The sequence below is a fragment of the Bradyrhizobium sp. S3.3.6 genome (genome assembly GCF_040546905.1).
Classification (GTDB): domain Bacteria; phylum Pseudomonadota; class Alphaproteobacteria; order Rhizobiales; family Xanthobacteraceae; genus Bradyrhizobium; species Bradyrhizobium cytisi.
In genome coordinates, this window is record NZ_JBEPOT010000001.1 from 565646 (window position 1) to 591898 (window position 26253).

The window sequence follows — 26253 nt, forward strand, 5'->3', positions numbered from 1 at the left end:
AGATGTTTGGCGACGACTCGCGGTTTGCCAGTCGAGCGTGACAACTTCTCCCTGGGGATATGGGCCCCCGCCTTCGCGGGGGTCAGCATGGCTCAGCGCACCGTCGCAAAGAATTTTCTGACATCGCGCACGAACAGCTCCGGCTGCTCGAACGCAGCGAAATGCCCGCCCTTCTCCATCTCGCTCCAATGCGTGATGTCTGGAAAGTTCGGCTCCATCCAACGCCGCACCGGCGTGATGATCTCCTTGGGAAACACCGCCACACCGGTCGGCACGGTCACTTTGGGCGTCGTCCGGCGCTTGCCAAAGCTCTCCCAATAGAGCCGTGCGGACGACGTCGCCGTCTCGGTCGTCCAATAGAGCATGACGTTGTCGAGCAGCTCGTCCTTGTCAAAAATGTTTTCGGGGTGGCCGTCGCAATCAGTCCAGGCCCAGAATTTTTCCAGGATCCAGGCCGCCTGCCCGCTCGGCGAGTCCGTCAGGCCGTAGCCGAGCGTCTGCGGTCGCGTCGATTGCTGCTTGGAATAGCCGGAATCGAGATCGACATAGTGCTTGAGCCCCGCAAGCGCACGCTTCTCTTCCGCCGTCGGCTCGCCCTCGACCTTCGGCGCCGCGTTGAAGGCGAGCGTGATGTGGATGCCGGCGCAATGCTCCGCGTCCTGCCCGCCGAGCGAGGTCGTGACCGCCGAGCCCCAGTCGCCGCCTTGCGCGCCGTAACGCGTGTAACCCAACCGGTCCATCAACTTGGCCCAGGTCGCGGCGATGCGGTCGACACCCCAGCCGGTGGCGGTCGGCTTGCCCGAGAAGCCAAAGCCCGGCAGCGACGGGCAGATCACGTGAAATGCATCGGCAGGATTGCCGCCATGCGCCACCGGATCGACCAACGGCGCGATCACCTTATGGAATTCGACGATCGAGCCGGGCCAGCCATGGGTGATGATCAGCGGCAGCGCGGACGGCTCCTTGGAGCGCACATGCAGGAAGTGGATGTCGAGCCCGTCGATCTCGGTGGTGAACTGATCGAAGCGGTTGAGTTTTGCTTCACGCGCGCGCCAGTCGTAGCCGTCAGCCCAATAGGCGCAGATCTCCCGGATCCATTTCAGCGGCGCGCCCTGGCTCCAGTCATCAACCAGCTCCGCCTCCGGCCAGCGCGTGCGTGCGAGGCGTGATTTGAGGTCGGCGAGGATGTCGTCACTGATGGCGATGCGGAACGGCTTGATCGCGGCGGTCATCGGTTGCCTCCCTTGTCATTCCGGGGCGCGCCTCTTGGTGCGAGCCCGGAATCCACTGATCAACGGAATCGGCGGCCCGATGGATTCCGGGCTCGCGCTTACGCGCGCCCCGGAATGACGGTCTCAGCCCGACAGCGCCGCCTTCACCAGGCCGCTGGCCTTGCCGAAATCCATTTGCCCGGCGTACTTCGCCCGCAACGCCGCGATCACCTTGCCCATGTCCTTCATGCCGGCGGCACCGGTCTCGGTGATGGCGTTCGCGATCGCCTTCTTCACCTCGTCGTCCGACATCTGCTTCGGCAAGTAGGCCGAGATCACCGCGATCTCCTCGCGCTCCTGTGCGGCGAGCTCGGCGCGGCCGCCCTTGTCGTAGAGCTCGACCGATTCCTGGCGCTGCTTGATCATCTTCTGGAAGACGCCGAGCAGATCGGCATCCGATAGCGGCGGCTTGCCGTGCCCGCGCGCCTCGATGTCGGCGTTCTTGATGGTCGAGTTGACCATGCGCAGCGTGGAGAGCTTGCGCTCGTCCTTGGCCTTCATGGCCTCCTTGACCGCATTGTTGATGTCGTCGCGCAGCATGACCGTGATCCCTTCAATCCGTTGCGCCTGATCTAGGCCGTTTGCGGGAAAGAGGCCATACCGGGCCCACGGTTCATTGTTCCCGAACTGGCTGCCGAAACTGCGCAAAAATTACCCGTTCCAGCTTTGAGTACCTGAGGGGACCTGTCAAATATGCAAAAACGCATGTGAATCCGCCGTTTCCCGCTTTGACGGGCGCGCGCGGGGGGCTTATGAAGCGGGCTCATGACACAACATGAAAACGATACCGCCTGGCCGGACCATAAACCGACCGCGCTCCTTGTGCTCGCCGATGGCACGGTGCTCGAAGGCTTTGGTCTCGGCGCCGAAGGCCACGCCGTCGGTGAGGTCTGCTTCAACACCGCGATGACCGGCTATGAAGAGATCCTCACCGATCCCTCCTATGCCGGCCAGCTCATCACCTTCACCTTCCCGCATATCGGCAACGTCGGTACCAACGAGGAAGACATCGAGACGGTGAACATGGCCGCGACGCCCGGCGCGCGCGGCGTGATCCTGCGCACCGCGATCACCGACCCCTCGAATTACCGCGCCACCAAGCATCTCGACCAGTGGCTGAAGGCGCGCGGCATCATCGGCCTTTCCGGCATCGACACCCGCGCGTTGACTGCGCTGATCCGCAGCAAGGGCATGCCTAACGCCGTGATCGCACATGCCAGGAACGGCGAGTTCGATTTGCATGGGCTGAAGGAAGAAGCGCGCGAATGGCCCGGCCTCGAGGGCATGGACCTCGTGCCGATGGTCACCTCCGGCCAGCGCTTCACCTGGGACGAGACGCCCTGGCTGTGGGACAAGGGTTTTGGCCGCCAGGACAAGCCCGAGTTCAACGTCGTCGCCATCGACTACGGCATCAAACGCAACATTTTGCGCCTGCTCGCCGGCGTCGGCTGCAAGGTGACGGTGGTACCGGCAACGACTTCATCTGAAGACATTCTGGCGATGAAGCCGGACGGCGTGTTCCTGTCGAATGGTCCGGGTGATCCGGCCGCGACCGGCAAATACGCCGTGCCTGTGATCCAGGACGTGATCAAGTCGGGCACGCCGACCTTCGGAATCTGCCTCGGCCACCAGATGCTCGGCCTCGCCGTCGGCGCGAAGACCAGGAAGATGCATCAGGGCCATCACGGCGCCAATCATCCCGTGAAGGACGAGACCACCGGCAAGGTCGAGATCACCTCGATGAACCACGGTTTTGCGGTGGACGAGAACACGCTGCCGAAGGGTGCAACGCAGACCCACATCTCGCTGTTCGACGGATCCAATTGCGGCATCCAGCTCGACGGCAGGCCGGTGTTCTCGGTGCAGTACCATCCCGAGGCTTCGCCGGGTCCGCGCGACTCGCACTACCTCTTCCAGCGCTTTGCCGATCTGATGCGGCAGAAGAAGAGCGCATAGGCGTTATCACTCTCGTGCCCCGGGCGCAGTGCAGTGCGCCGCTCTCGGCGGCGTGATGCACTGCTGAATCGGGGCCCATGCCGGCGTTTTGGGTCCCGGCTCTGCGAAGCAGCGCTACGCGCTGCATCGCGTCCGGGACACGAGACCTTTGGAGGAACGCCTCCTCCCGCTTCAATGTTGTCACGGCACCTTCGTGTAGCAGGAGCCCTGCCATGTCCGTCGTCCGCGACTCTGCCGAACCGCTCGCCATCGTGTTCGAGGATGACGGGCTGGTGCCGAACAACATCCTCCCGTTCCTGGTCTACCAGGGCGCGGTGACGCTCGATCCGAAGCGCCCCGAGGAGACCATCGAAAACCTGTTCGAAACCAACGATTGGGGCGGCACGTGGCGCAACGGCGTCTACGATTACCTGCACTACCACGCGACGGTGCATGAGGTGCTCGGTGTCGCGCGCGGCCATGCCCGCGTTCGCTTCGGTGGCGATCACGGCCAGGAGCTCGATATCAAGGCCGGCGATGTCGCGATCCTGCCGGCCGGCACCGGACATCAGTGCATCAACGCGAGCGGTGATTTCTGCGTGATCGGCGCCTATCCGCCGGGCTCACAGATGGAGGTCACGCGGGCCACGCCGGAGAATCACGCTAAGGCGCTGAAGACGATTCCAAACGTCGCGCAGCCGCCGGCCGATCCCGTGACGGGCAAGCACGGCGCATTGATGCGGCTGTGGCGGTAGCCACAACAATGGTGCGGTAGGGTGGGCAAAGCGAAGCGTGCCCACCAATCAATGTATGCCGCACGGATAGACGGTGGGCACGGCGCGCGAAGAGCGCGCCTTTGCCCAGCCTACGCAGCGTGCCCTTCGCCTACGCCTCGTTGCCGCCTTCCTGGCGGGTGGCTTCGAACAGGAACCAGGTGCGGCGCTCGGTCTCGTCGATGAAGACTTCGAGGATGCTGGCGCTGGCGACGTCGCCAGCGTCGTCGCAGACCTCGTGCGCTTTGCGCATCGAAGCCGCGACATGCTTGTTGTCCTGCATCAGCTCGCGCAGCATTTCGCGTGGCGGGACGTAGTCCTCGTTGTTGTCCTTGATGGTCTGTAGCTTTGCGATCTGGCCGATCGACTTCACCGTGGTGCCGCCGATCTTACGAACGCGCTCGGCGAGCTGGTCCGTGGTGGCAAAAATCTGGTCCGACTGCTCGTCGAGCAGCAGATGATAGTCGCGGAAGTGCCGGCCACTGATGTGCCAGTGAAAATTCTTGGTCTTGAGGTACAGCGCGAACGCATCGGCCAGAAGCACGTTGAGCGCCTCCGAGACCTTGTTGACCGCCTGGGGCGACAGATCGGTGGGGGTGTCGAGGTCGGGAGAAACCTTGCTGGGGACTTTGCTCACGGGAAACCTTCCTGTTAGGACGCGGACATTGACGGCACGCCGTCGCACCCCTAACGCAAGGCGAGTAGCGCGGTTCCTGGACAGGAACCGCTGGGCGGGACACATGGACGATTGGATCGATTATTACGACTCGACGCATACGATCTATGTCAGCAAGCTGCATCGCGATTTGCACTTCCAGATCATCGCGCGGGACATCATCGGCTACATCACCTCGCCCGAGGCGACCGTGCTGGACTATGCCTGCGGCGAGGCGCTGTCGGCGGGCCAGGTGGCGGCTGCCTGCGGCCAGCTGATCCTGGCCGAGCCCGCGCCCGGCGTGCGCGGCCGATTGATCGCGCGGTTTGCGCCGAACACCAAGATCCGCGTCCGCTCGCTCGACGACGTCCGCAAGATGCCGGATCAGTCCATCGACCTCGTCGTGATGAACTCGGTCGCGCAATACATGACGGCCGAGGAGCTCGATGCCGCGCTCCTCAATGTCAGGCGCATCCTGAAACCGTCCGGCAAGCTGGTGCTCGGCGATATCCTCCAGCCGCATGTCGGCATGGGGCGAGACGTGGCGGCGCTGCTGTCCTTCGGCCTGCGTCACGGCTTCCTCAAGGACGCGCTGGTCGGGTTGGTCAGCACCGCGCTGTCAGATTACCGTCATCTGCGCGCGCGCGTCGGGCTCAAGCGCTACAGCGAGGACGAGATCGCGGCCAGGCTGAAGGCGGCGGGCTTCGCCAGCCAGCGTGCCAGCGCCAATATCGGCCACAACCGCTGGCGCATGACGTTTATCGCGCGGCCGCCTTTGGTGCGTTAAGCTTCCCGGGTGCGTTAAGCATAACGATCACCTGAGGTGGCTTGTCGTAACTCGATCGGCAATGATCGCCGTGGCCCGGTGGCGGAAGCGTCTACGCGAGAGCAGTGCATCGCTCTTCATCCTGGTTCAAATCCAGGCCGGGCCTCCAGCCCTCGCTGGCTCCGCCAGCTTGGGCTCGGCAAGCCCTATCGCGGCGAAGGCTGCCGCGGAGAAGCCCGAAGGGCGAAGCCGGACATGGCGCGACGGACAAATCGCGCGCTTCCGCCCAAAACCTCAATCCGCCTTGACCACGTCGCACTCTGCGACAAGCTGAAGCCTGTCCGCGTCCTTGGCCGCCGAGTTGAGTACGGCGTCGAGCAGGCCGGGAAAGCGTGCCTCGAGATCCTCGCGACGCAGCCGTACGAAGCGGTTCGTGCCCGCCACGCGCGTCTGCATCAGCCCGCAATCGCGCAGCCTTGCGAAGTGATAGGTGAGATTCGACTTGCCGGAGAGGCCGTTGAAGTCGCCGCAGCGAAGCTCGCTGCTGACAGGTTCCTGCTGGGCAAGCTGATACACGATCGCCAACCGGATCGGATCGCTCAGACAATCCAGAACCAGGGGCAGCTCGATCTGCTCGCGGGTGGGGTGGGGAGGCGTGCGGCTCATGGTCCGGGAATCATAGCGATGCGGGCGAAATGTTCAATAGTTCTTGAACCAATTGACTTTCAGGTCGGCGTCTTCGATAGTTCAATAAACGTTGAACATAAGGGTTTGTTTGCAATGAGCGTGTTCTGGCTGGCCCTGGGGGCCTTTGCGATCGGCACCGAAGGCTTTGTCATTGCTGGGCTTTTGCCGTCGATCGCCAGCGACCTCTCGATTTCGGTCTCGGCCGCCGGCCAACTGGTCACCGCCTATGCGCTCACCTATGCCGTGGGGTCGCCGATCCTGGCGGTGACGCTGAACAATATCGACCGCCGCACCGTGCTGGCGCTCGCGCTCCTGACCTTCATCGCTGGAAACCTCGCGGCGATGGTGGCATCCAACTACGGCTTACTGCTGGCCTCGCGCATGCTGATGGCGTTGGGCTCAGGACTTTGCATGCCGACGGCGCTCGCCGTCTCGGTCGCCGTCGCCTCGCCGGAACGGCGCGGTCGCGCTGTTGCGCTGGTCACCTCCGGCCTCACGGTCGCGACCGTCATCGGCGTGCCCCTCGGCAATCTCGTCGGCAGCCTGCTCGGCTGGCGCGCGACCTTCGCCATGGTCGCAATGATCGGCGCTGTTGCGCTCGCCGGCCTTCTGCTCGGCCTGCCTCGCGGCCTGCCGCGCAACACGGCCTCGCTTAGCGAAAGGCTCGCGGTGGCACGTCACAGCAATGTATTGATCGCGCTGGTGATCACGATTTTATGGGCGCTGGGCGGCTTCACCGTGTTCACCTATTTCGCGGTCCCGCTGCGCGGCCTCGGCTTCGACGCTTCACAGATCAGCCTGGCACTGCTGGTGTTCGGCGGCGCGGCTGCGATCGGCAACATGCTCGGCGGCATCCTGGCCGACCGGCTCGGCACGCTCGCGACCGCAGCCCTCGGTCTCGCCGGCATGGCGAGCGCGCTGATCCTGCATTCGCTGGTCCTGAAACTGATGCCCGGACAGGCGCATTACGCGGTGCTGGGCGCGATCTTCCTCTGGGGTCTCTCGGGCTGGGCGTTCTATCCGGCCCAGATCGCCAGCATCATCCGGGTCGAGCCGCAGGCCTCGATGATCGCACTCTCGCTCAACGCTTCCGCCATGTATCTGGGCTTCGCCATCGGCGGGGCCCTGGGCGGCGCCGTGCTGGCCACCCTCTCGCCAAACGACCTCGGCTGGATCGGCGGCACGAGCGTTGCGGCCGCGCTTCTGGTGCATCTCGCCCGTGGCTGGCAGGCGCGGCCGAAACCCGTCAAAATTGCCGGTTGATGGGGCGTTTTTCGGGGTTTCGCCGCCCCGAAAACTGGTCTAAGACCCGTCCGCGCGCGAGGGACGACCCCGCGCTCTCGCACAAGGGGACGCGCGGCAAGCGCGCCCTTTTTTTGTGCCCGAATTCCAGCCCGCGAGCGGTGATGCCTAAACGAACCGACATCTCGACCATCCTGATCATCGGCGCCGGTCCCATCGTGATCGGCCAGGCCTGTGAGTTCGATTATTCGGGCACGCAGGCGGTGAAGACGCTGAAGGAAGAGGGCTATCGCATCGTTCTCGTCAATTCCAATCCGGCCACGATCATGACCGATCCGGAATTGGCGGATGCGACCTACATCGAGCCGATCACGCCCGAGATCGTCGCAAAAATCATCGAGAAGGAACGTCACGTCATCCCCGGTGGCTTCGCGTTGCTGCCGACCATGGGCGGGCAGACCGCGCTGAACTGCGCGCTGTCGCTGCGCCGGCAGGGCACGCTGGACAAGTTCGACATCGAGATGATCGGCGCGACCGCTGATGCCATCGACAAGGCGGAGGACCGCCAGCTGTTCCGCGAAGCCATGACCAAGATCGGGCTGGAGACGCCGAAATCGCGCCTCGCCAATGCGTCCGAGCTGAAGAAGTCGTTCCGCGACAAATACCACGCCGAACGCGAGAAGCTGTCGGGCGCGGCGCTCGAAGAGCTCGACCGCCAATGGACGCTCGGCGAAGGCGATCGCCGCAAGCGTTACCAGGAATATGCCTTCGGCCAGGCCATGATGGCGCTGTCCGAGATCGGCCTGCCCGCGATCATCCGTCCCTCCTTCACCATGGGCGGCACCGGCGGCGGCATCGCCTACAACAAGGAGGAGTTCCTCGACATCATCGAGCGCGGCCTTGACGCGTCCCCCACCAACGAAGTCCTGATCGAGGAATCCGTCCTCGGCTGGAAAGAGTTCGAGATGGAGGTGGTGCGCGACAAGAAGGACAATTGCATCATCGTCTGCTCGATCGAGAATTTCGATCCGATGGGCGTGCACACCGGCGACTCCATCACGGTCGCTCCGGCGCTGACGCTGACGGACAAGGAATACCAGATCATGCGCGACGCCTCGCTGGCGGTGCTGCGCGAGATCGGCGTCGAGACCGGCGGCTCCAACGTGCAGTTCGGCGTCAATCCCGAAGACGGCCGCATGGTCGTGATCGAGATGAATCCGCGCGTATCGCGGTCGTCGGCGCTGGCCTCCAAGGCCACCGGCTTCCCGATCGCCAAAGTCGCGGCCAAGCTCGCTATCGGCTACACGCTCGACGAAATCGCCAACGACATCACCGGCGGCGCGACGCCGGCTTCGTTCGAGCCGACGATCGATTACGTGGTGACCAAGATCCCGCGTTTCGCCTTCGAGAAATTCCCCGGCGCCTCCTCCACGCTGACGACTTCGATGAAGTCGGTCGGCGAGGTCATGGCGATCGGCCGCACCTTTCAGGAGAGCCTGCAGAAGGCGCTGCGCGGGCTCGAGACCGGGTTGACCGGCCTCGACGAGATCGAGATCGAAGGTCTCGGTCGTGACGACGACAAGAATGCGATCCGCGCCGCGCTCGGCACGCCGACGCCGAACCGCATTCTCCAGGTCGCGCAGGCTATGCGGCTCGGCTGGTCGAACGAGGACATCTTCAACTCCTGCAAGATCGATCCGTGGTTCCTCGGCGAGATGCGCGGCATCGTCGACATGGAGCAGAAGGTCAGGAAGCACGGCCTGCCCGGCAATGCCTTCGGCATGCGTACGCTCAAGGCGATGGGCTTTTCAGACGCGCGTCTTGCGGTGCTCGCCGAGACGACGGAGGCCGAGCTCACGGCGAAGCGTCACGCACTCGGAGTCCGTCCGGTCTACAAGCGCATCGACACGTGCGCGGCCGAATTCGCCTCGCCCACCGCCTACATGTACTCGACCTACGAGTCGCCGTTTGCAGGCAGCGTTGCCGACGAGAGCATGCCATCGGACAAGAAGAAGGTCATCATTCTCGGCGGCGGCCCGAACCGCATCGGCCAGGGCATCGAGTTCGACTATTGCTGCTGTCACGCCTGCTTCGCGCTGCATGACGCCGGCTACGAATCCATCATGGTCAATTGCAACCCGGAGACGGTGTCGACCGACTACGACACCGCCGACCGGCTCTACTTCGAGCCGCTCACCGCCGAGGACGTGCTGGAGATCATCGCGAAGGAGCGCAGCAACGGCACGCTGCACGGCGTGATCGTGCAGTTCGGCGGCCAGACCCCGCTCAAGCTCGCGCGGGCGCTGGAAGCCGCCGAAGTGCCGATCCTCGGCACCTCGCCCGACGCCATCGATCTTGCCGAAGACCGCGACCGCTTCAAGCGCGTGCTCGACAAGCTGCGGCTGAAGCAGCCGAAGAACGGTATCGCCTATTCGGTAGAGCAGGCCCGCCTCGTCGCGACCGATCTCGGCCTGCCGCTGGTGGTGCGCCCGTCCTACGTGCTCGGCGGCCGCGCGATGCAGATCATCCGCGAGGACAACCAGCTCAGCGACTATCTGCTCGGCACCCTGCCAGAGCTGGTGCCAGCCGACGTCAAGGCGCGCTACCCGAACGACAAGACCGGGCAGATCAACACCGTGCTCGGCAAGAACCCGCTGCTGTTCGACCGCTATCTGTCCGATGCCACCGAGATCGACGTCGACTGCCTCTGCGACGGCAAGGACACCTTCATCGTCGGCATCATGGAGCATATCGAGGAAGCCGGCATCCATTCCGGCGATAGTGCCTGCTCGCTACCGCCGCACTCGCTCGACGCCAGGATGATCGAGGAGCTGGAGCGGCAGACCCGCGAGCTCGCGCTCGGCCTCGACGTCATCGGCCTGATGAACGTGCAATACGCGATCAAGGACAGCGAGATCTACGTGCTCGAAGTCAATCCGCGCGCTTCGCGCACGGTGCCGTTCGTCGCCAAGGTGGTCGGCACGCCGGTCGCGAAGATCGCCGCGCGCATCATGGCCGGCGAGAAGCTTGCCGACTTCAAGCTGAAGAAGGCCGACTTCAAGCATGTCGGCGTGAAGGAATCGGTATTTCCGTTCGCCCGCTTCCCCGGCGTCGACACCGTGCTCGGTCCGGAGATGCGCTCGACCGGCGAGGTCATGGGCATCGACCGCTCCTTCGCGGTGGCATTCGCCAAGAGCCAGCTCGGCGGCGGCACACGGGTGCCGCGCAAGGGCACGGTGTTCGTCTCGGTGCGCGAGAGCGACAAGACGCGCATCGCCGATGCCGTTCGCGAATTGCATTCGCTCGGCTTCAAGGTGCTGGCGACCTCGGGCACGGCACGCTTCCTGACCGATGAGGGCATCCCGACCGAAAAGGTGAACAAGGTGCTGGAGGGGCGGCCGCACATCGTCGACGCCATCACCAATGGCGATGTCCAGCTCGTCTTCAACACCACCGAGGGCCCGCAGGCGCTCGCCGACAGCCGATCGCTGCGGCGCGCGGCCCTCTTGCATAAAGTGCCGTATTACACCACTCTTTCCGGGGCCGTGGCGGCTGCGCAGGGCATCCGCGCCTACCTTGGCGGAGACCTTGAGGTTCGTACCCTGCAGAGCTACTTTTCGGAAACCTGATCGCGAGCGAGAGGGCCAAGCCTCTCGCTAAGTGATTGGCGATGAAGCCACAATGGCCGGGGGAACTGTCCGGCCATGTGGTTGTTCTGTTCCGGCGCCAGACCCACATAACGTTCCGGCGGCGGCGTTTTCAGCCCCGGAAATACCGACGAATCAAGGTTGCCGCGCCCACCGTTCTTGTGGGGCGCGGGTCCGAAGAACGAGAGAAGAGATGGAAAAGGTTCCGATGACTGCGGGCGGCTTTGCCGCGCTCGGGGAAGAATTGAAGAAGCGCCAGTCCGAGGACCGTCCGCGCATCATCGAGCATATCGCCGAGGCGCGTTCGCACGGCGACCTCTCCGAGAACGCGGAATATCATGCTGCGAAGGAAGAGCAGTCTCACAATGAAGGCCGCATCGCCGAGCTTGAGGACAAGCTCGCGCGCGCCGACATCATCGATATTTCCAAGCTCTCCGGCGACACCATCAAATTCGGCGCCACGGTGACGCTGGTCGACGAGGACACCGAGAAGAAGGCGGTGTGGCAGATCGTCGGCGAGGTCGAGGCCGACGCCAAGAAGGGCCGCATCTCTATCACCTCGCCGCTGGCGCGCGCGCTGATCGGCAAGAAGAAGGGCTCGACCGTCGAGGTCAACGCCCCCGGCGGCGCCAAGGCGTATGAGATCACCAAGGTGGAGTGGCGGTAAGGATCTGCCGTTGCGCGCACTACGTTTCGAAAAGGTCGCGCGATTTGCGCGGCCTTTTGTTTCGTCGTGTTGCTGCTGTGAGGCAGGCTTGCCCGCTCCACACGCGTCGTTGCGGAGGAGGTGCTACCGTCTTCCCTTCACGTCCAGCGGCACGGCCGCCTCGTATTTCGAATTATGCAGCACCAGCGACGTCCGCACATTGCGAACATGGGGCGCGGCTGTCAGGTGCGTCACGAAATCCTGGAAGGTCGCCATGTCCGGAGCCACGCATTTCAGGATGAAATCGACCTCGCCCGACAGCATCCAGCACTCCCGCACCAGCGGCTCGGCGCGCACGAATTCCTCGAAAGCGCGCAAATCGGCTTCCGCCTGGCTGGAGAGGTGCACGGCGGCAAACACCGTGACGTCGAAGCCGAGCTTTTGTGCATCCAGCAGCCCGCGGTAGCCGTGGATATAGCCCTCCTCCTCCAGCGCCCGGACCCGGCGCAGGCAGGGCGGGGGCGAAATGCCGACCCGTTTGGCGAGCTCGACATTGGTGATTCGACCGTCGGCCTGGATCTCGGCGAGAATTTTGAGGTCGATCTCGTCTAGGTTCCGCGACACGTGATTGGAACTCCTGGCCTTTATGGCGGTATCGGGTGGGTCTGATGCCCATCCTCATAGCCCAGCCCCGCCCGTTTGCGCAATTTTATTGCGCGTTCACCCAACCGACTTTTGTTCCTTGTTGGAAAAATCCGCCGATTGGGAATGCAATTCTTGCATAGCTCATCAGAAGGCTTAGATTAGCTCTGATATTTCAGCGCCTCCGCGAGGCCTCCCGGCACGTTCCGCGCCCGCGCTGCAATCCCCCGGTGAAAGGCGTCCGTGAATATGTCCGCCCCTGTCCATGCAAAGGTCGTCATCATTGGCTCCGGCCCCGCCGGCTACACCGCGGCGATCTACGCCGCGCGCGCGATGCTCGAGCCGATCCTGATCCAGGGCATCCAGCCGGGCGGCCAGCTCACCATCACCACCGATGTCGAGAACTATCCCGGCTTCGCCGACGTGATCCAGGGCCCCTGGCTGATGGAACAGATGGAGAAGCAGGCAGTCCATGTCGGCACCAGGATCGTCACCGACCTCGTCACCAAACTGGAGACCGGGCAGCGGCCGTTTCGCCTGACCTGCGACTCGGGCGACGTCTATTTCGCCGAATCCGTGATCCTCGCCACCGGCGCGCAAGCGCGCTGGCTCGGGCTGCCCTCCGAGGCGAAATTCCAGGGCGGCGGTGTGTCGGCCTGCGCCACCTGCGACGGCTTCTTCTACCGCAACAAGGACGTTGTGGTGGTCGGCGGCGGCAATACCGCGGTCGAGGAGGCCCTGTACCTGACCAACCATGCCTCGCAGGTCACCATCGTGCACCGCCGCGATCACTTCCGCGCCGAGCGCATCCTGCAGGAGCGCCTGTTCAAGCACCCGAAGATCAAGGTGATCTGGGACTCCGCCGTCGACGAGATCTGCGGCACCGAGAACCCGCACAAGGTCACCCATGTGCGCCTGAAGAACGTCAAGACCGGCGCGCTTTCGGACGTGAAGACCGACGGCGTCTTCATCGCCATCGGTCACGCGCCGGCGACGGAGCTCGTGAAAGGCCAGATCAAGCTGAAACCGTCAGGCTATGTCGAGGTGGCCCCGAACTCGACCGCGACCTCCGTGCCCGGCCTGTTCGCCGCCGGCGACGTCGCTGACGAAACCTATCGCCAGGCCGTGACGGCCGCCGGCCTCGGCTGCATGGCAGCTCTCGAGGCCGAACGTTTCTTGGCCCTGCGCGCCAGCGAGCGCGCGGCAGCGGAATAACGATCATGGCACGAACACGCGACGGATTTACGGACATGGACTGGGACAAGCTGAAGGTGTTTCACGCGGCGGCAGAAGCGGGCAGCTTCACGCATGCGGGCGAGCAGCTCGGCCTGTCGCAATCGGCGGTGTCACGCCAGGTCTCGGCGCTGGAGCAGGAGCTCTCGGTCTCGCTGTTCCACCGCCACGCCCGCGGCCTGATCCTGACCGAGCAGGGCGACCTCCTGTTCCGCACCGCGCATGACGTGTTCATGCAGCTGCAGGCGGCGCGCGCGAAACTGACCGACAGCCGCGAGCGGCCGAGCGGCGATCTCAAGATCACCACCACGCCCGGCGTCGGCATCAACTGGCTGATCCCGCGGCTCGGCGAATTCACCGCGCTCTATCCGGAGATCCGGATCTCGCTGATCGTCACCGACGAGGAGCTGGATCTGTCGATGCGCGAGGCCGACGTCGCGATCCGCACCCGCAAGCCGACGCAGCCGGATCTCATCCAGCGCAAGCTTTTCGCGATGGGCTTCCACGCCTATTGCTCGCCGGATTACATCAAGCGCTTCGGCACGCCGCGGACGCTGGAGGAGCTCGACTCCCATCGCATCATCACGCTGTCAGACGGCAACTTCGCGCCGCATCTGCAGAACCGCAACTGGCTGGTCGAAGCCGGGCGCAACGGCTCGGGTCCGCGCGAGGCCTATTTCAGGGTCAACAACATCCTCGGCCTGGTGCGCGCCTGTCAGCAGGGCCTCGGTATCGCGGCGCTGCCGGATTACCTGATCGAAGAACAGAGCCGCCTCGTACAGCTGTTCGGCGAATCGGATTCGATCCAGCTCGATACGTATTTCGTCTATCCGGAAGAGCTGAAGACGGTCGCGCGTGTGCAGGTGTTCCGCGACTTCGTGGTGAGCAAGGCGCAGCGCTGGCCGTCCTGATTTCCGCATGTCTGACATGCGGCTCCGGCTGTTGCTGCATGCCGCTCGTCGAGCCCATACTAGTTGGACGCTGAGCCTTCGCGTTGCGCATTTGTCCCCCTCCTCCAGTGGCGCGGGAGTTCAGTAATCCCTCTTGGAAGGTGATTGTGTCGGCCTCACGTGGCCAATACCTAAGCCGGGCCTTCGGGTCCGGCTTTTTTTCTGCCCAATTCGGCTTTCGCCTTCCGCGTGTATTGACAGTCTTAGGCATACCCCGCATCATTTCCAAATGATCACGAAGTCGTGCGCAATCGTCTCGAAAAAAGGCCCCCATTCGGGGACCTCGGATTTTTGCGCGCGCTAGGCTGACTTCGTCATCGCGAGCCAAATCCCGAAAACCCCGCCGCCTGGACGGGGTTTTTTCATGTGCCCTCCGTCTCAGGTTTTTCCCGAGAAGGAGAGAAGAACATGACCGATTTGCGAACCCATATGCATGGACTCTGGCTGCCGCTGGTGACGCCGTTTCGGAACAGTCGCCTCGACGAGACATCGCTGCGGCGGCTGACGCGGCACTACTGCACGCAGGCGATCGATGGCATCATCCTGGGCGCGACCTCGGGCGAAGGCATGACGCTGCGCGACGCCGAGCTCGAGCGCCTCGTCGCCGTCGTGCGCGACGAGATGGCGGCCGGCCGCCGGACGTTGCCGATTGGCCTTGGCCTTTCGGGCGCGGACACCTCGCGGATGAAGGAGCGGCTGGATGAGACCGCGGACTGGCCGATCGATTTCTATCTGATCGCGAGCCCCTATTACGTCCGGCCGTCGCAGCGCGGCATCCTCGCGCATTTCGAGGCGCTGGCCGATCACGCCGCCTGGCCGCTCGCGCTCTACAACATTCCGTATCGCTGCGCCGTCGGCATCACCAACCAGACGCTGCTGCGGCTCGCCGAGCATCCCAACATCATCGGGCTGAAGGATTGCGGCGCAAGCCGCGAGCAGTCGATCGCGCTGCTGCGCGACAGGCCGAAGGGCTTTCGCGTGCTGACCGGCGAGGACGCGAACTATTTTGAGGCGCTCAGCGACGGCGCCGATGGCGGCATTTTGCTGTCAGCCCATATCGAGACCGCAACCTTCGCAGCCGTGCATGCCGAGCTGAAGCTTGGCAACGCGGATGCGGCAGAGGCGCGCTGGCAGGAGGTAGCCGAGCTGACGCGGCTGCTCTTCACCGAACCGAGCCCGGCGCCGTCGAAGTACTGGCTGTGGCGAAGCGGCCTGATCGACAGCCCCGAGGTCCGCCTGCCGATGGTGGAGGTGAGCAGCGAGCTCGCCGCCCAACTCGATCGCGAGATCGAGCGGCGGATGAAAGTCGCGGCGCGAGAGAGCACCGCCTGTGGTTAACCGCGCACCAACTCCCTTCGCAGCTGCGGCATGGCGCATCCACGCCTCGTTTACGCAATGCCGCCTATCGTTCCCCCGCAAAGTCTTCAAATAGGGGGAATGACCATGGGGCAACGCGTTCGCCCGACCGCGGCGGAAATCTTCGCGCCTGCCGATCTTTTGCAGGGAATTTTGGTGGTGTCGTCGTTCGGCTTCTGGGCGGTGATGCTCGGCCTGATGCCGGTGCTGCTGTTTCGGGTCTGGCTCGCCTGATCACGAGAGACCGCTTGCATGGTTAAGCCGAGGTCACAAATGCGCTCAAAATGCGAGCGCGGCTGCGAGCCGGAATCTTAAAACATCCTGCGTATCGTTCGGCCCATAAGCGAAGAAATCGCGGGGGCGATCTTGAACAATCAGAATGATGCGGCGTCGCATTACGGCGCCGGACAGCAGGGCTTTTCCACCGAGGACATCATCTGGGCCGTCGGCATCTGGTCGGTGATCCTGACGCTGTCGCCGGTCATCGTGTTCTACATGCTGATGGTGGCTTAGCCTTCATCCTCACCCCACGAACGCAAAACGCGCGGAGCGCCGCGCGTTTGTCGTCCGGGGAAATGATTGATGAAATTATGCCGCCTGCTTGTGCATTGCGCCGGACGCCGACGCCGTGCCGCGAATGGCTTTCACTGAACGCTCGATCGCCGCCCACAGCCTTGCAATTTCCTGAGCTGCACGGCTCTCGGCCTGATACTCACGCGCGCCTTCGCCGTGGCTGAGTGCCATCAACAAATCCGAACGATTGGTGATCTGGCCGCCCCACACCGGAGCGCGGAACTTGGCCAGCGCCTCGCGGGCGATGGTGACGATCGGGCTTTCGGACTCGTCGCGACGCGCCGGAGCGCCGTTGAGCACGACCGCGTAGGGCTTGCGCGCCGCGCGGCACATCTGGATGGTTTCCTGCACCGCGTTGACGTCGAACACACCGGGACGTGCCGGGATGACCACCATCGTCGCGTTCTTGATCGCGTCGTCGACCACGGCCGAGAGATTCGGCGGCGTGTCGATCAACACCCACTCATAGCCGTCGCGCTTGGCAGCGGAGACGATGCCGCTGACCGAGTTCACGGCCGCCTTGATCGGCGGCTCGTTGGTGCCACGCAGCTTGTGCCACAGCGTGAGCGAGCCTTGCGGATCCGCGTCCACAAGCATCACCTGCTTGCTCTGCTTGATCTGCGCAGCGAGATGTGCGGCCAGGGTACTCTTGCCCGAGCCGCCTTTACGCGATGCAAAAACAATAACGTTCATACCTCTGGCCTCCAGATTGACCCCAGGCCACGAAAATGAATCACCGCGCTGATTCGTGAAAGAAAAATTTATCGGGAGTGGCGTCGCCGCCACGAAATAACAAGACGTGTTGGCTTTTGAGTCACACTGCTGTGTGCGACGACAGACACGAACCGTCACGAATGGCTGTTCACGCCGGCAACCGCATGTTTTCCAGGCAATTGCGCGGGAAAGACAAGACTACAACTTTGCCGCGCAAATCCTCGCGCGGCTTTTGTTCACCGAGCGGGCCGCAACCGCTGCAGGCTCGCGGCACGCCGCGCGAACAAAACGAGTCCGGTGGCTGTCGCAAAGCTGGCGCACGCCTAGCCGTCGGCGGTCTTTTTCCTCTTGGCCTTCGGCTTGGTCTTCCTCGCCACGACGGGCTTGATGTTGGTAGGCTGACCGGCGCGAACCTCGCCCGGCTCCGGCCCGCGGCGGAAGAACACCGCGCATTGCGGCGACAGCTGGGACTTCTTCCGGATCATGCAGGCGGTGATGGCATCGACGTTCGGGATGAACTCGCCGCACAGGTTCATTGCATCGGGCGTGCAGGCCTGCTGCTGCTCCGGCGTGTAGGCGAAGCCTGTGCCCGGCAGGGCCAGAACGCCGAGCGCGAGGGCGAAGGTTGCAGCAGCCAAGGATGTCCTGAAGCGAGATACCGGCATCGATCCCCCCAAAATGTCGAGTCAGGGAGATAGTGGGTGAACGGGCGTTGGTTGGCAACGAGGGGCGAGGCGAAACCCGGGCGCTGTGCGCTCTCGGCAACAGGGAGGCCTCCGGCCATCTTCTCCGCTGTCATCGCCCGGCCTTATGCGCAATTGCGCATCAGGACCGGGCGATCCAGTATTCCAGAGACGCCCGACGTTCCCTGAGAGGGCGCGGCGTACTGGATCCCCCGCCTTCGCGGGGGACGACAGTTGTGTGCGAGGCGACGTCCGGCCAAACCGCAAAACAACCCCATGCACAGTAGCCAGGGCCCTCAGCCATCTCGCGAATTCTCGCGCCTTGCGGATTTTACGAATTTCCTTTGACACGTCGGGCAAAACACCGGCATGATGGCAGGATCGAGAGCTGCGTGGGGTGGTCGGCCTAATCTCCCCGTGAGGGGGAGGACCGCATGGCCACCGTGTTGATCGTCGCGCCGGTGTTTGCGCTGATCGGGGCCGGCTATGCGTCGGTGCTGTTTCGCTTCGTCTCCGAGGGCGCACACAAGGGCATCTCCGAATTCGCCTTCAGCATCGCGATCCCCGCGCTGCTGTTTCGCACCATCGTCGTCTCGGAATTCCCCGACGTCAGCCCCTGGCGGATGTGGGGCGCCTATTACGGCGCGCTTTCCCTTACCTGGATCGCGGCGCTGATGATCTCGGTTCTGCTGCGCGAGCGGCGCGAGGACCGCGAGGACGGCGTCGTGTTCGCGATCGGCTCGGTCTACGGCAACATCGTGATGCTCGGCATTCCGCTCGTGCTCTCGGCGCTGGGCAACGAAGCCGCCGGCCCGATGTCGCTGATCCTGTCGGTGAACACGCCGCTGCTCTGGCTCTGCGGCATTTTGCAGATGGAGCTTGTCAGCCGCAAGCGCACCGGCTCGGCGCTGGCGGTGATCCGTCCCGTGCTGGCGGATCTCGCGCGCAATCCGCTGATGCTGGGCATCGGCTTCGGCGTCGCCTGGCGCTTCACCGGCCTCGGGCTCAACCCCGTCGTCGACAAGACGATCGAGCTGCTCGCCCAGGCGGGATCGCCGGCCGCGCTGATCGCGCTCGGCATCAACCTGTTCCGGTTCGAGGTAAAGGGCGAAATGCCGAGCGTCGTCGCGATGAGCACGCTCAAGCTGCTGGCGATGCCGGCGATCGCGTTCGTGCTGGCAAAACTGCTGAACCTGCCGCCGGTCGTGACAGGTGTCGTCGTGCTGTTCGCGGCGATGCCGACCGGCGCGAACGCGTATATTTTTGCGGTCCAGTATCAGCGGCTGGTGAACCCGGTGTCGGGCGCGGTGGCGCTGGGGACGCTGCTGGCGGCGGTGACGTTGCCGGTGGTGGTGATGGTGGTGGCGGGGGTGAGGTAGGGCTCGCTGTGCCCGCCCGGCGACCTCGTGCCGGAATCACGAAAATGATCCATTTTAGCGGGTTCGAGAGCACGGTTCTAAACCGTATACCCATATATATCCAAAGTTCAGATCCTCTGATATATATAGATATACAAAATCTTATTAAACGGATATATATAAATATCCAACACAAGTCTCCACGTAGCTCAATGAGTCGACAAATGGGCGTCAAAACTATCGTTCAGCAGCAGTATCGCAACATCGTCGACAGCGCGGCCGCAAGCGCGGCCGGCCTGAAAGCGCCGCCCGAAGGCTGGCTGCGCACGGTCCGCAGCGCGCTCGGCATGTCGGGTGCCGACGTCGCAAAGAAAATGGGCGTCACCCGCGCACGCGTTCCCGCGGCAGAGCGCGCCGAACTCGCAGGCGGCGTCACCCTGAAATCAATGCAGGCGGCAGCCGAGGCGATGGGGTGTCGCTTCGTCTATGCGATCGTTCCGGCATCGGGACATGTCGAGGATATCATCACCGCCCAAGCTCGAAAAAAGGCCATGGCCATCGTTGGCACAGCCAGCACGCACATGGCCCTCGAAAACCAGAAACTGCCGGATGACAAAATTGATCAGGAAGTCGAACGTCTCACCCGTGAGATCGCGCAGGAAATGCCTCCGAATTTCTGGAGCGATCAATGATCGGGGATCTCCAGTATCCCGACGGAGCGACGCCGCTCGACCCAAACGAGCTTGACGGGCTGAAGCATAAACACATCACGACGCAAGGCGAGCTCGATCAACTGGAACAGGCCAACATCGGGTCCGGCTTGCGCTGGCTCGGTCGGCAGAGAGCCCACGTTCTGACCGACGACTTCGTCATCACCTTGCACAAGCGCTTGTTCGGCGACGTCTGGAACTGGGCGGGAACGTTCCGAAAGACTGGAAAGAACATCGGCATCGATCCCGTCCACATCCCTGTGGAGCTTCGAACCCTCATGGGTGACGCCCAGTATTGGGCTGACAACAAAATCTACCCGCCTTCCGAAGCTGCCATTCGCTTGCACCATCGCCTCGTCAAAATTCATCCGTTTCCCAATGGCAACGGCAGGCACGCCCGCATCATGGCGGATGCTGTCCTGGACCGCGTCTGCAAGGCAAAGCCAATCGATTGGGCAGGCGGACATGATCTTCAAAAGATGAACGAACGACGTGCCGCTTACATTGCGGCCCTCAAGGCTGCGGACCAGGATGATATTGGTCCTTTGATCAGGTTCGTTGGTCCGCGAGATGATCTCTGAAGCGCGAAGCTATTGGATCTGCCGTCCGCCGCCGTCGTCGTGCTGTTCGCAGCGATGCCGACCGGCGTGAACGCCTACATCTTCGCGGCGCAGCATCAGCGGCTGGTGAACACAGTGTCGGGCGGGTGGCGCTGGGGACGTTGCTGGCGGCGTTGACGTTGCCAGCGCGGTGATGGTGGTGGCGGGGGTGAGTAGCGCCGCGCAGCTTAAGCAGCCCAGTCCACAATCGCGTCAATGAAAGTCCGAGCCTGGCGGATCGCATCCAGCCTCGTGGCGCAGACCCCGACCGACACCGTTCGGCCCTTTCCGACGGTCCACTGCCAACCGGATAAATAGCTCATTCTAGCGATCGAGAAGCTTACGCCGCGATGTTCCACCGAGGACCTCCGCTGACATGTTGCTGTATCCAAAAGCTTACTCCAAATGCTGAACATGATCCAGCCGAACGCAGCCAGCAGGCCTCATGTCCGGGCGTTTGCAACAACTGTCAGCAGCACGGCATCACAACTTGTCGCCGCGGAGGAGTCGCGGCAAGCGCCTCTTGACCGGGGAAGACTGGATGATCGACGTGTTGGTCATCGCATAGGGGATGACTTGGTCGATCAGTTTCTCCAGGTCGTCGACAGATTGGACATGGGCTCGCGCGATAAAACAGTCCTCGCCGGTAATTCGATCACACTCCACGATCTCCCGTAGTCCGCGCAGGACGTCCGCGACTTTCTGCAGTTGTCCGGGAATAGGCTTGATGCGCAACCAAGCCGCGATTGGCAGGCCCAAGGCCTTTGGATTGATCGTCAGCGTGTAGCCCTCGATCACACCGACTTCCTCCAGGCGCTTGATCCTTTCGGACACGCTCGGCGACGATAGACCGACTGAACGGGCCAGATCGGCGATGCTCATCCGGGCGTCGTCGACCAAGGCATCCAGAATGCGGACATCGGTTGCGTCCAGATCGCCATTTTCATATCGAAGGCGTTTCACGTGATTCACCTTTGATCAATGGAAGATTACCGCAGTCTAGTCTCTCGGATGGCATTTAAGAAGGCTGCCGTGGCTCTCATACTTAGGTGAGAGGAACCGCATGCCGAATCTCGGCCTGACGTTCACCAAGGTCGCTCATTCCGCCCCACCACATGCCTGGTTCGGCGTGAGCGCCATATTCCATTACCTGGGCCCGTCCTTTGCCGTCCTGCTTTTCCCGCCAGTCGGCGTCCTTGGCGTCGCCTGGATGCGGATCGCGTCCGCTGCGGTCATCTTTGCGCCGTGGACCAAGCCATGGAGGACGATCAAGCGCGCCGACCCGCGAACGCGATTTATGCTCATCAGCCTTGGCGGCTGTCTCGCGATAATGAACACGTCGTTCTATCTGGCGCTTGATCGACTGCCCATGAGCCTGGTTGCGGCGATGGAGTTTGTTGGGACGATAAGCGTTGCGTTGTACGGACTCCGGACGGCTCGCAATTTTGCGGCGCTAGCGCTCGCGGCGCTCGGCGTGTTTCTGCTGATCGACGTGAAATGGTCAACCGACCCGCTCGGGCTGTTCTGGGCGTTTCTGAACAGCGCACTGTTCGTCGGCTATATCATACTGGGACACAAGATATCCGAGGGCGGCGCGAGCGGCGGCGTTGAGCGGCTCGGAGCGGCGATGGCAATAGCGTTCTTCTTCATCATGCCGATTGGGTTCGTCCAAGCCGCAAAGGCCTTCGCGACGCCCGTGCTGGTCCTCGCGGGTGTCGCCGTGGGTGCCTGCTCATCCGTCATACCCTATGTCTGCGATCAGTTGGCGATGTCCCGCCTGCCGCGGGCGAGTTTCGCCCTGATGCTCGCGCTGCTGCCAGCGACGGCCACCCTGCTCGGCCTCATGGTCCTGGCGCAAATCCCCAGCGGGCAGGACATGATCGGCGTATTGCTCGTCATGTCAGGGGTCGCAATCCACAAGCCCGCGGCGCCGGAAGCGCCTATTCCGAAGTTGGCATCCACGGCGCCGTGAGCTTCTTGTTGCCGATCGCCTAGCGAACGATGGCGCGGGATCGGGGAGTTACGGAGTTACGGTGCACGAGATTGCGCATTGCGGACAGCGAGCACGCTGTGGGATCGGGAGTTTTATGCACTGTCACCGTAATCCGTAATCTCAGTTGCTCGAGTGCCCAGCCATCGATTGTGTTGCGCTACGCGACGAAACGGACCACGCCGCCATCCACCCGTAAAGCCGCGCCGGTTGTCGCCGAAGCCTGCTCCGAGCATGCGTAGATGATCATGTTGGCTACCTCATCGGTGGTCGCGAAGCGTTGGATGAGGGTGGTCGGACGCATTGCCTTCAGGAAGCCCTGCTCGGCTTCCTGCTGCGTGATTCCGTTTGCTTCGGCCTGCTTCGCCATGAAGTCGCCCAGGATCTCGGAGCGGGTGGGTCCCGGCAGGACGGCGTTGACGGTGACGCCCGTGCCCGCGACCGCCTCGGCAAGCCCGCGCGAGACCGCGAGTTGAGCGGTCTTGGTCATGCCGTAGTCGAGCATTTCCTTGGGGATGTTGACCGCGGACTCGCTACTTACAAACACGACGCGGCCCCAGCCTTTCGCCACCATCCGCGGCAGGTAATGACGGGTCACGCGCACGCCACTCATGACGTTCAACTGGAAGAGGCCGAGCCAGTCTTCGTCGGGAATCTTCGCGATGTCCTCGACGCCATTGTAGCCCCGGATGTGAGCCGTACCAACGTTGTTCACAAGGATATCGGCGTCCGGCGCCTGCGCGATCAAGGCCTCGGCACCCTCCGCTGTCGCAAGATCGGCGGCGATACCCGAGATGTCGCTTCCGGGAAAGGCCTGCCGCATCTGCCGCACCGCCTCGTCGACCCGGGTATTCCCACGGCCGTTGACGACGACCGATGCGCCGGCACGGACCAGCCCCTCCGCCGTCGCGCGGCCGATACCGGCGGTGGATCCGGTGACAATCGCCTTGCGGCCCCTGAGTTCAATATTCATGTCATTCATCTCCAATGGTAGGTGGTGATCATCCGCCGATCCTGGGGTTACGGGCGTTACGGCGAGTTAAGTGCACTGTCACCGTAACCCCGCGTAACCCCGTAATCCGCAATGCGTCGATTACTGCTCCTTCTTGAACAGATCCTTGAAGATGAGCCGGCCCCAGGTGCGGCCGCGTGCGTGCACCAGCGCGCCACCCTCGTTGAGCTTTCCCAAGTCGACCGGTGCGAACCCGAGTTGTTTGGCCAGGGCCGCCACCGGAGCGATCGCGTCCTCGTCGTCACCAGACAGAAAGACCACCCGGTGACCGCCCTCGACGACCGGATCGGCAGCCAGGGCGGCCGCAGGCAGGTGATTGAACCCTTTGACGAGCCTCGCCCCGGTGAACGCCTTCGCGACGAACGCGGAGGACGGGAGACCGTGCAGCTCTTCAGGGACTGGAAACGCGTTCATGGCGTCGATGATCGTCTTGCCTTTCCAGCTCGGCAGGGCCTTCGCAACCTCGCGATGCTCCCCGAACGGGACCGCCAGGATGATGGTGTCGGCCTCGAGTGCATCCCGCAGCGATTTGGCGACGACACTGGGTCCAATCGCCCGGGCTTGCGGCGCCAACGCCTCGGGCGGCCGGCGGCTCGCAACCGTCACGTCGATGTTTTTGCGGGCGAAGGCGTGGGCGAGCGCCTGGCCTATCTTGCCGAATCCTACAATCGCATAGCTCATTTGAACTTCTCCGATCCGTGTTGTTGATATTGATTTGCTGGCGCTTCAGATCGCCGAGAAGCCGCCGTCGACGGACAACTCCACCCCATTCACGAAGCTCGAATCGTCTGAAGCAAGGAACAGCGCGACCGCTGCAATTTCTTCAGGACGACCCATCTTTCCCCGCGGGATCAGGGATTCGAACATCCGCTTCGCCTCCTCGGTGAGAACCTGGTCCTGCATCGGTGTGGCGATCGGCCCCGGGTGCAGCACGTTCACCCGGATATTCCTGCCCTTCAGCTCGTTGAGCCAACCGCGTGCGAATGCGTGCAACGTCGCCTTGCTCGCCGCATAGACGCTGTAGCCAGGAAAACCTTTGATCGAAGCAACTGACCCGGTCATGAAGATTGATCCGCCATCGCGAAACAGCGGTAACGCCTTCTGGACCGTAAACAGCGTGCCGCGCGCATTCAGGTTGAAGGTCGCATCGAAATGCTGCTCGGTAATCTCGCCCAGTGGGACGGCTTCGCCCGTGCCGGCGCTCGCGTAGAGGATGTCGATCCCGCCCTTCTGCCGCTTGACCGTGTCGAACAGGCGGTCGAGATCGCCGAGATTGGCCGCGTCGCCGCGCACGCCGGTCACGTTCCGGCCGATCAGCTTGACGGCCTGGTCGAGCGCCTCCTGCCTCCGGCCGGTAATGAAAACATAGGCGCCTTCGTCAACGAAGCGCCTGGCGCTCGCCAGCGCCATGCCGCTCGATCCACCCGTGACGACGGCAACCTTACCCTCAAGCTTTCCCATAACTTCTCCTGTCGTGATGTCGGGACAGCATCTGCCCCCGAGAAGCTCGAGATGGGTCTGCCGGCCTCACGCGGCGAGTGCGGAAGCGCGCACATCGGTGGTGCGAAATCGATCCGGCTGAACGACTGCAGTCGGCCGCAATCGGTGTCCGCCGTTCGGAAATTGGACCGCGCTTGCCGCCATAGGGCTAGGACGACCGCCCCTACTGCTGGTCGATGTGTTAGAGATGGGATTCGGGAAGGCGCACCGCGCGGTGCGGGATTGCACCATGATCGACTGGGATGACGTTCGCTACTTTCTTGCCGTCGCGCGCGGAGGCTCGGTGCGGGCGGCCGCCGAGCGCCTCGGCGTGAACCACGCGACCGTGCTGCGACGCATCGCCCAGCTCGAGGAACGCCTCGGGGTCCACATGTTCGAAAAGCTGCCGTCGGGCTACCGCGTGACGGCTGCGGGCGAGGAGGTGCTCGAGTTCGCGGACCAGATGGAAGCGTCGTCGCACCAGCTGGAGACGCGCGTCTTCGGCCGCGACCAGAGCGTGCGCGGGCTGCTGCGGGTGACGCTGGCGCCGCCGCTGGCGACACACCTGCTGATGCCGGACTTCGCCGATTTCGCGCGTCTGCATCCTGATATCGAGATGGAGATCTTGTCGTCCGGCGAGCTGGCAAATCTGACCAACCGCGAGGCCGACGTCGCGATCCGCGTCGTCTACGACCGCAAGACCCTGCCGCTCAATCTTCACGGCATGAAGGGACCGGAGCTGTACGGCGGCGTCTACATGTCCCGCGATCGACTGGCCGCATGGCGTGCGGGCGCGCCTGATCCCATCCGGTGGATCGTCATCAGCATGCATGGCACCCCGGACTGGGCCAGCGAGGGTGAGGTTCGCACCACAGGCGTTCCATTCAGGATCACCGACGCCGAGGCGCAGATCGCTGCCGTACGGCAAGGGCTCGGGATGACGACACTGCCGTGCTTCGTCGGCGATGCCGACCCCCTGCTGGCGAGGGTGCCGGGTACCGAGCTGCACATGTACGGAACGGTTTGGCTCCTCACACAGGGAGACACACGCAAGACGAAGCGCGTGCGGCTGTTCACGGAGTTCGTATCCCGCAGGCTCGCCGCGTACGCGCCGCTTCTCGCGGGACTGTCCATATCGCGCGAGTGAGGCGGGGGAGGTCGGCGGCGGCGGAGTTACGCGGACAGTGCACAAAATTGTCTTTGACCGGCATTGCGGATAGGGCGCGCCCTGCAGGATGGACAGTTTTGTGCACTGTCACCGTAATCAAAAACGTCAGGCCTATCAGTAAGATGCTGAACTACGGGCCAATTTAAGTGGCATGGTACAGTTGG

Annotated in this window: 28 protein-coding genes; 17 read left to right on the forward strand and 11 right to left on the reverse strand. The window is 63.3% G+C overall.

Annotated features, from left to right (window positions below):
* Nucleotides 1-92 precede the first annotated feature (92 nt).
* On the reverse strand, nucleotides 93-1232 hold the full coding sequence (locus ABID59_RS02680; RefSeq protein WP_354082359.1) for an epoxide hydrolase family protein: 1140 nt from the start codon (nucleotides 1230-1232) through the stop codon (nucleotides 93-95).
* Nucleotides 1233-1355: 123 nt separating this feature from the next.
* The gene (locus ABID59_RS02685; protein WP_354082360.1) at nucleotides 1356-1811 is read right to left on the reverse strand and encodes a GatB/YqeY domain-containing protein; all 456 of its coding nucleotides are present in this window, start codon (nucleotides 1809-1811) and stop codon (nucleotides 1356-1358) included.
* 225 nt (nucleotides 1812-2036) lie between these two features.
* Between ABID59_RS02685 and carA the strand changes: the two genes are divergently transcribed.
* A complete protein-coding gene (gene carA / locus ABID59_RS02690; protein WP_148751591.1) occupies nucleotides 2037-3227 on the forward strand; it encodes a glutamine-hydrolyzing carbamoyl-phosphate synthase small subunit in 1191 nt (396 codons plus the stop codon).
* A gap of 212 nt (nucleotides 3228-3439) precedes the next feature.
* On the forward strand, nucleotides 3440-3961 hold the full coding sequence (locus tag ABID59_RS02695; RefSeq protein ID WP_354035521.1) for a cupin domain-containing protein: 522 nt from the start codon (nucleotides 3440-3442) through the stop codon (nucleotides 3959-3961).
* Nucleotides 3962-4091: 130 nt separating this feature from the next.
* Here ABID59_RS02695 and ABID59_RS02700 read toward each other — a convergent pair whose 3' ends face one another.
* Entirely contained in the window at nucleotides 4092-4616 is a 525-nt protein-coding gene (locus ABID59_RS02700; protein WP_148751593.1) for a Dps family protein, read from the reverse strand.
* Nucleotides 4617-4719: 103 nt separating this feature from the next.
* On the opposite strand from ABID59_RS02700, the gene ABID59_RS02705 reads away from it, so the two are divergent.
* The gene (locus tag ABID59_RS02705) at nucleotides 4720-5421 is read left to right on the forward strand and encodes a class I SAM-dependent methyltransferase (RefSeq protein ID WP_354035518.1); all 702 of its coding nucleotides are present in this window, start codon (nucleotides 4720-4722) and stop codon (nucleotides 5419-5421) included.
* A gap of 273 nt (nucleotides 5422-5694) precedes the next feature.
* On the opposite strand, the gene ABID59_RS02710 is transcribed toward ABID59_RS02705, so the two are convergent.
* Nucleotides 5695-6066, reverse strand: a complete 372-nt coding sequence (locus ABID59_RS02710; RefSeq protein ID WP_354082361.1) for an ArsR/SmtB family transcription factor — start codon at nucleotides 6064-6066, stop codon at nucleotides 5695-5697.
* Between the two features lie 114 nt (nucleotides 6067-6180).
* Between ABID59_RS02710 and ABID59_RS02715 the strand changes: the two genes are divergently transcribed.
* The 3 genes from ABID59_RS02715 (at nucleotide 6181) to greA (ending at nucleotide 11643) form a co-directional block, all read left to right on the forward strand.
* Nucleotides 6181-7350, forward strand: a complete 1170-nt coding sequence (locus tag ABID59_RS02715; RefSeq protein WP_354082362.1) for an MFS transporter — start codon at nucleotides 6181-6183, stop codon at nucleotides 7348-7350.
* Between the two features lie 143 nt (nucleotides 7351-7493).
* A complete protein-coding gene (gene carB / locus ABID59_RS02720) occupies nucleotides 7494-10958 on the forward strand; it encodes a carbamoyl-phosphate synthase large subunit (RefSeq protein ID WP_354082363.1) in 3465 nt (1154 codons plus the stop codon).
* Between the two features lie 211 nt (nucleotides 10959-11169).
* Complete coding sequence (gene greA / locus ABID59_RS02725) at nucleotides 11170-11643, forward strand: transcription elongation factor GreA (RefSeq protein ID WP_027534300.1); 474 nt, start codon at nucleotides 11170-11172, stop codon at nucleotides 11641-11643.
* 123 nt (nucleotides 11644-11766) lie between these two features.
* Here the strand turns inward: greA and ABID59_RS02730 are convergent, their stop codons facing one another.
* Nucleotides 11767-12246: an Lrp/AsnC family transcriptional regulator gene (locus ABID59_RS02730; protein WP_148751598.1), complete on the reverse strand. Its 480-nt coding sequence runs from the start codon at nucleotides 12244-12246 to the stop codon at nucleotides 11767-11769.
* 267 nt (nucleotides 12247-12513) lie between these two features.
* Here ABID59_RS02730 and trxB point away from each other — a divergent pair, with 267 nt between their 5' ends.
* From trxB to ABID59_RS02755, 5 genes are all read left to right on the forward strand, one after another.
* On the forward strand, nucleotides 12514-13479 hold the full coding sequence (gene trxB, locus ABID59_RS02735) for a thioredoxin-disulfide reductase (RefSeq protein WP_354082364.1): 966 nt from the start codon (nucleotides 12514-12516) through the stop codon (nucleotides 13477-13479).
* 5 nt (nucleotides 13480-13484) lie between these two features.
* Complete coding sequence (locus tag ABID59_RS02740; protein WP_007614700.1) at nucleotides 13485-14408, forward strand: LysR family transcriptional regulator; 924 nt, start codon at nucleotides 13485-13487, stop codon at nucleotides 14406-14408.
* Between the two features lie 447 nt (nucleotides 14409-14855).
* Nucleotides 14856-15785, forward strand: a complete 930-nt coding sequence (locus ABID59_RS02745; RefSeq protein ID WP_354082365.1) for a 4-hydroxy-tetrahydrodipicolinate synthase family protein — start codon at nucleotides 14856-14858, stop codon at nucleotides 15783-15785.
* A gap of 105 nt (nucleotides 15786-15890) precedes the next feature.
* Nucleotides 15891-16037: a hypothetical protein gene (locus tag ABID59_RS02750; protein ID WP_187434883.1), complete on the forward strand. Its 147-nt coding sequence runs from the start codon at nucleotides 15891-15893 to the stop codon at nucleotides 16035-16037.
* A gap of 132 nt (nucleotides 16038-16169) precedes the next feature.
* Nucleotides 16170-16316, forward strand: a complete 147-nt coding sequence (locus ABID59_RS02755) for a hypothetical protein (protein ID WP_187434884.1) — start codon at nucleotides 16170-16172, stop codon at nucleotides 16314-16316.
* A gap of 75 nt (nucleotides 16317-16391) precedes the next feature.
* On the opposite strand, the gene ABID59_RS02760 is transcribed toward ABID59_RS02755, so the two are convergent.
* Together ABID59_RS02760 and ABID59_RS02765 are read right to left on the reverse strand one after the other, a co-directional pair.
* Nucleotides 16392-17069, reverse strand: coding sequence for an AAA family ATPase (locus ABID59_RS02760; protein WP_148751612.1), 678 nt, complete (start codon nucleotides 17067-17069; stop codon nucleotides 16392-16394).
* Between the two features lie 344 nt (nucleotides 17070-17413).
* A complete protein-coding gene (locus ABID59_RS02765; protein WP_354082366.1) occupies nucleotides 17414-17755 on the reverse strand; it encodes a hypothetical protein in 342 nt (113 codons plus the stop codon).
* A 452-nt stretch (nucleotides 17756-18207) separates the two neighbouring features.
* On the opposite strand from ABID59_RS02765, the gene ABID59_RS02770 reads away from it, so the two are divergent.
* From ABID59_RS02770 to ABID59_RS02785, 4 genes are all read left to right on the forward strand, one after another.
* Nucleotides 18208-19152 (forward strand): AEC family transporter, encoded by a 945-nt coding sequence (locus ABID59_RS02770; RefSeq protein ID WP_354082367.1) that lies wholly within the window; start codon nucleotides 18208-18210, stop codon nucleotides 19150-19152.
* A 203-nt stretch (nucleotides 19153-19355) separates the two neighbouring features.
* Nucleotides 19356-19823 (forward strand): mobile mystery protein A, encoded by a 468-nt coding sequence (locus ABID59_RS02775; RefSeq protein WP_354035509.1) that lies wholly within the window; start codon nucleotides 19356-19358, stop codon nucleotides 19821-19823.
* On the forward strand, nucleotides 19820-20422 hold the full coding sequence (locus ABID59_RS02780) for a mobile mystery protein B (RefSeq protein WP_354082368.1): 603 nt from the start codon (nucleotides 19820-19822) through the stop codon (nucleotides 20420-20422). The genes ABID59_RS02775 and ABID59_RS02780 overlap by 4 nt, the downstream gene beginning before the upstream one ends.
* A 12-nt stretch (nucleotides 20423-20434) precedes the next feature.
* A complete protein-coding gene (locus ABID59_RS02785; RefSeq protein ID WP_354082369.1) occupies nucleotides 20435-20578 on the forward strand; it encodes a hypothetical protein in 144 nt (47 codons plus the stop codon).
* A 345-nt stretch (nucleotides 20579-20923) separates the two neighbouring features.
* Here the strand turns inward: ABID59_RS02785 and ABID59_RS02790 are convergent, their stop codons facing one another.
* Complete coding sequence (locus ABID59_RS02790; RefSeq protein WP_148751607.1) at nucleotides 20924-21403, reverse strand: Lrp/AsnC family transcriptional regulator; 480 nt, start codon at nucleotides 21401-21403, stop codon at nucleotides 20924-20926.
* A gap of 100 nt (nucleotides 21404-21503) precedes the next feature.
* Between ABID59_RS02790 and ABID59_RS02795 the strand changes: the two genes are divergently transcribed.
* The gene (locus ABID59_RS02795; protein ID WP_354082370.1) at nucleotides 21504-22412 is read left to right on the forward strand and encodes an EamA family transporter; all 909 of its coding nucleotides are present in this window, start codon (nucleotides 21504-21506) and stop codon (nucleotides 22410-22412) included.
* A gap of 178 nt (nucleotides 22413-22590) precedes the next feature.
* Here the strand turns inward: ABID59_RS02795 and ABID59_RS02800 are convergent, their stop codons facing one another.
* The 3 genes from ABID59_RS02800 to ABID59_RS02810 form a co-directional block, all read right to left on the reverse strand.
* Complete coding sequence (locus ABID59_RS02800; RefSeq protein ID WP_354082371.1) at nucleotides 22591-23403, reverse strand: SDR family NAD(P)-dependent oxidoreductase; 813 nt, start codon at nucleotides 23401-23403, stop codon at nucleotides 22591-22593.
* Between the two features lie 120 nt (nucleotides 23404-23523).
* Nucleotides 23524-24123, reverse strand: a complete 600-nt coding sequence (locus ABID59_RS02805) for an NADPH-dependent F420 reductase (protein ID WP_354033036.1) — start codon at nucleotides 24121-24123, stop codon at nucleotides 23524-23526.
* A 45-nt stretch (nucleotides 24124-24168) separates the two neighbouring features.
* Nucleotides 24169-24903 carry an SDR family NAD(P)-dependent oxidoreductase gene (locus ABID59_RS02810; RefSeq protein ID WP_354082372.1) on the reverse strand — a complete coding sequence of 245 codons (735 nt, stop codon included), beginning with the start codon at nucleotides 24901-24903 and terminating at the stop codon, nucleotides 24169-24171.
* Between the two features lie 268 nt (nucleotides 24904-25171).
* On the opposite strand from ABID59_RS02810, the gene ABID59_RS02815 reads away from it, so the two are divergent.
* On the forward strand, nucleotides 25172-26068 hold the full coding sequence (locus tag ABID59_RS02815; RefSeq protein ID WP_354082373.1) for a LysR family transcriptional regulator: 897 nt from the start codon (nucleotides 25172-25174) through the stop codon (nucleotides 26066-26068).
* Nucleotides 26069-26253 lie beyond the last annotated feature (185 nt).

Bases quoted from the DNA above. Each gene is read 5' to 3' on its own strand.
- ABID59_RS02770 (WP_354082367.1), top strand. From the start codon at position 18,208: ATGGCCACCGTGTTGATCGTCGCGCCGGTGTTTGCGCTGATCGGGGCC.
- ABID59_RS02765 (WP_354082366.1), bottom strand. From the start codon at position 17,755: ATGCCGGTATCTCGCTTCAGGACATCCTTGGCTGCTGCAACCTTCGCC.
- ABID59_RS02750 (WP_187434883.1), top strand. From the start codon at position 15,891: ATGGGGCAACGCGTTCGCCCGACCGCGGCGGAAATCTTCGCGCCTGCC.
- ABID59_RS02810 (WP_354082372.1), bottom strand. From the start codon at position 24,903: ATGGGAAAGCTTGAGGGTAAGGTTGCCGTCGTCACGGGTGGATCGAGC.
- ABID59_RS02710 (WP_354082361.1), bottom strand. From the start codon at position 6,066: ATGAGCCGCACGCCTCCCCACCCCACCCGCGAGCAGATCGAGCTGCCC.
- ABID59_RS02745 (WP_354082365.1), top strand. From the start codon at position 14,856: ATGACCGATTTGCGAACCCATATGCATGGACTCTGGCTGCCGCTGGTG.
- carA (WP_148751591.1), top strand. From the start codon at position 2,037: ATGACACAACATGAAAACGATACCGCCTGGCCGGACCATAAACCGACC.
- ABID59_RS02815 (WP_354082373.1), top strand. From the start codon at position 25,172: ATGATCGACTGGGATGACGTTCGCTACTTTCTTGCCGTCGCGCGCGGA.
- ABID59_RS02805 (WP_354033036.1), bottom strand. From the start codon at position 24,123: ATGAGCTATGCGATTGTAGGATTCGGCAAGATAGGCCAGGCGCTCGCC.
- ABID59_RS02800 (WP_354082371.1), bottom strand. From the start codon at position 23,403: ATGAATATTGAACTCAGGGGCCGCAAGGCGATTGTCACCGGATCCACC.
- ABID59_RS02680 (WP_354082359.1), bottom strand. From the start codon at position 1,232: ATGACCGCCGCGATCAAGCCGTTCCGCATCGCCATCAGTGACGACATC.
- ABID59_RS02795 (WP_354082370.1), top strand. From the start codon at position 21,504: ATGCCGAATCTCGGCCTGACGTTCACCAAGGTCGCTCATTCCGCCCCA.
- ABID59_RS02760 (WP_148751612.1), bottom strand. From the start codon at position 17,069: ATGAACGTTATTGTTTTTGCATCGCGTAAAGGCGGCTCGGGCAAGAGT.
- ABID59_RS02775 (WP_354035509.1), top strand. From the start codon at position 19,356: ATGGGCGTCAAAACTATCGTTCAGCAGCAGTATCGCAACATCGTCGAC.
- ABID59_RS02715 (WP_354082362.1), top strand. From the start codon at position 6,181: ATGAGCGTGTTCTGGCTGGCCCTGGGGGCCTTTGCGATCGGCACCGAA.
- ABID59_RS02705 (WP_354035518.1), top strand. From the start codon at position 4,720: ATGGACGATTGGATCGATTATTACGACTCGACGCATACGATCTATGTC.
- carB (WP_354082363.1), top strand. From the start codon at position 7,494: ATGCCTAAACGAACCGACATCTCGACCATCCTGATCATCGGCGCCGGT.
- greA (WP_027534300.1), top strand. From the start codon at position 11,170: ATGGAAAAGGTTCCGATGACTGCGGGCGGCTTTGCCGCGCTCGGGGAA.
- ABID59_RS02740 (WP_007614700.1), top strand. From the start codon at position 13,485: ATGGCACGAACACGCGACGGATTTACGGACATGGACTGGGACAAGCTG.
- trxB (WP_354082364.1), top strand. From the start codon at position 12,514: ATGTCCGCCCCTGTCCATGCAAAGGTCGTCATCATTGGCTCCGGCCCC.
- ABID59_RS02780 (WP_354082368.1), top strand. From the start codon at position 19,820: ATGATCGGGGATCTCCAGTATCCCGACGGAGCGACGCCGCTCGACCCA.
- ABID59_RS02695 (WP_354035521.1), top strand. From the start codon at position 3,440: ATGTCCGTCGTCCGCGACTCTGCCGAACCGCTCGCCATCGTGTTCGAG.
- ABID59_RS02685 (WP_354082360.1), bottom strand. From the start codon at position 1,811: ATGCTGCGCGACGACATCAACAATGCGGTCAAGGAGGCCATGAAGGCC.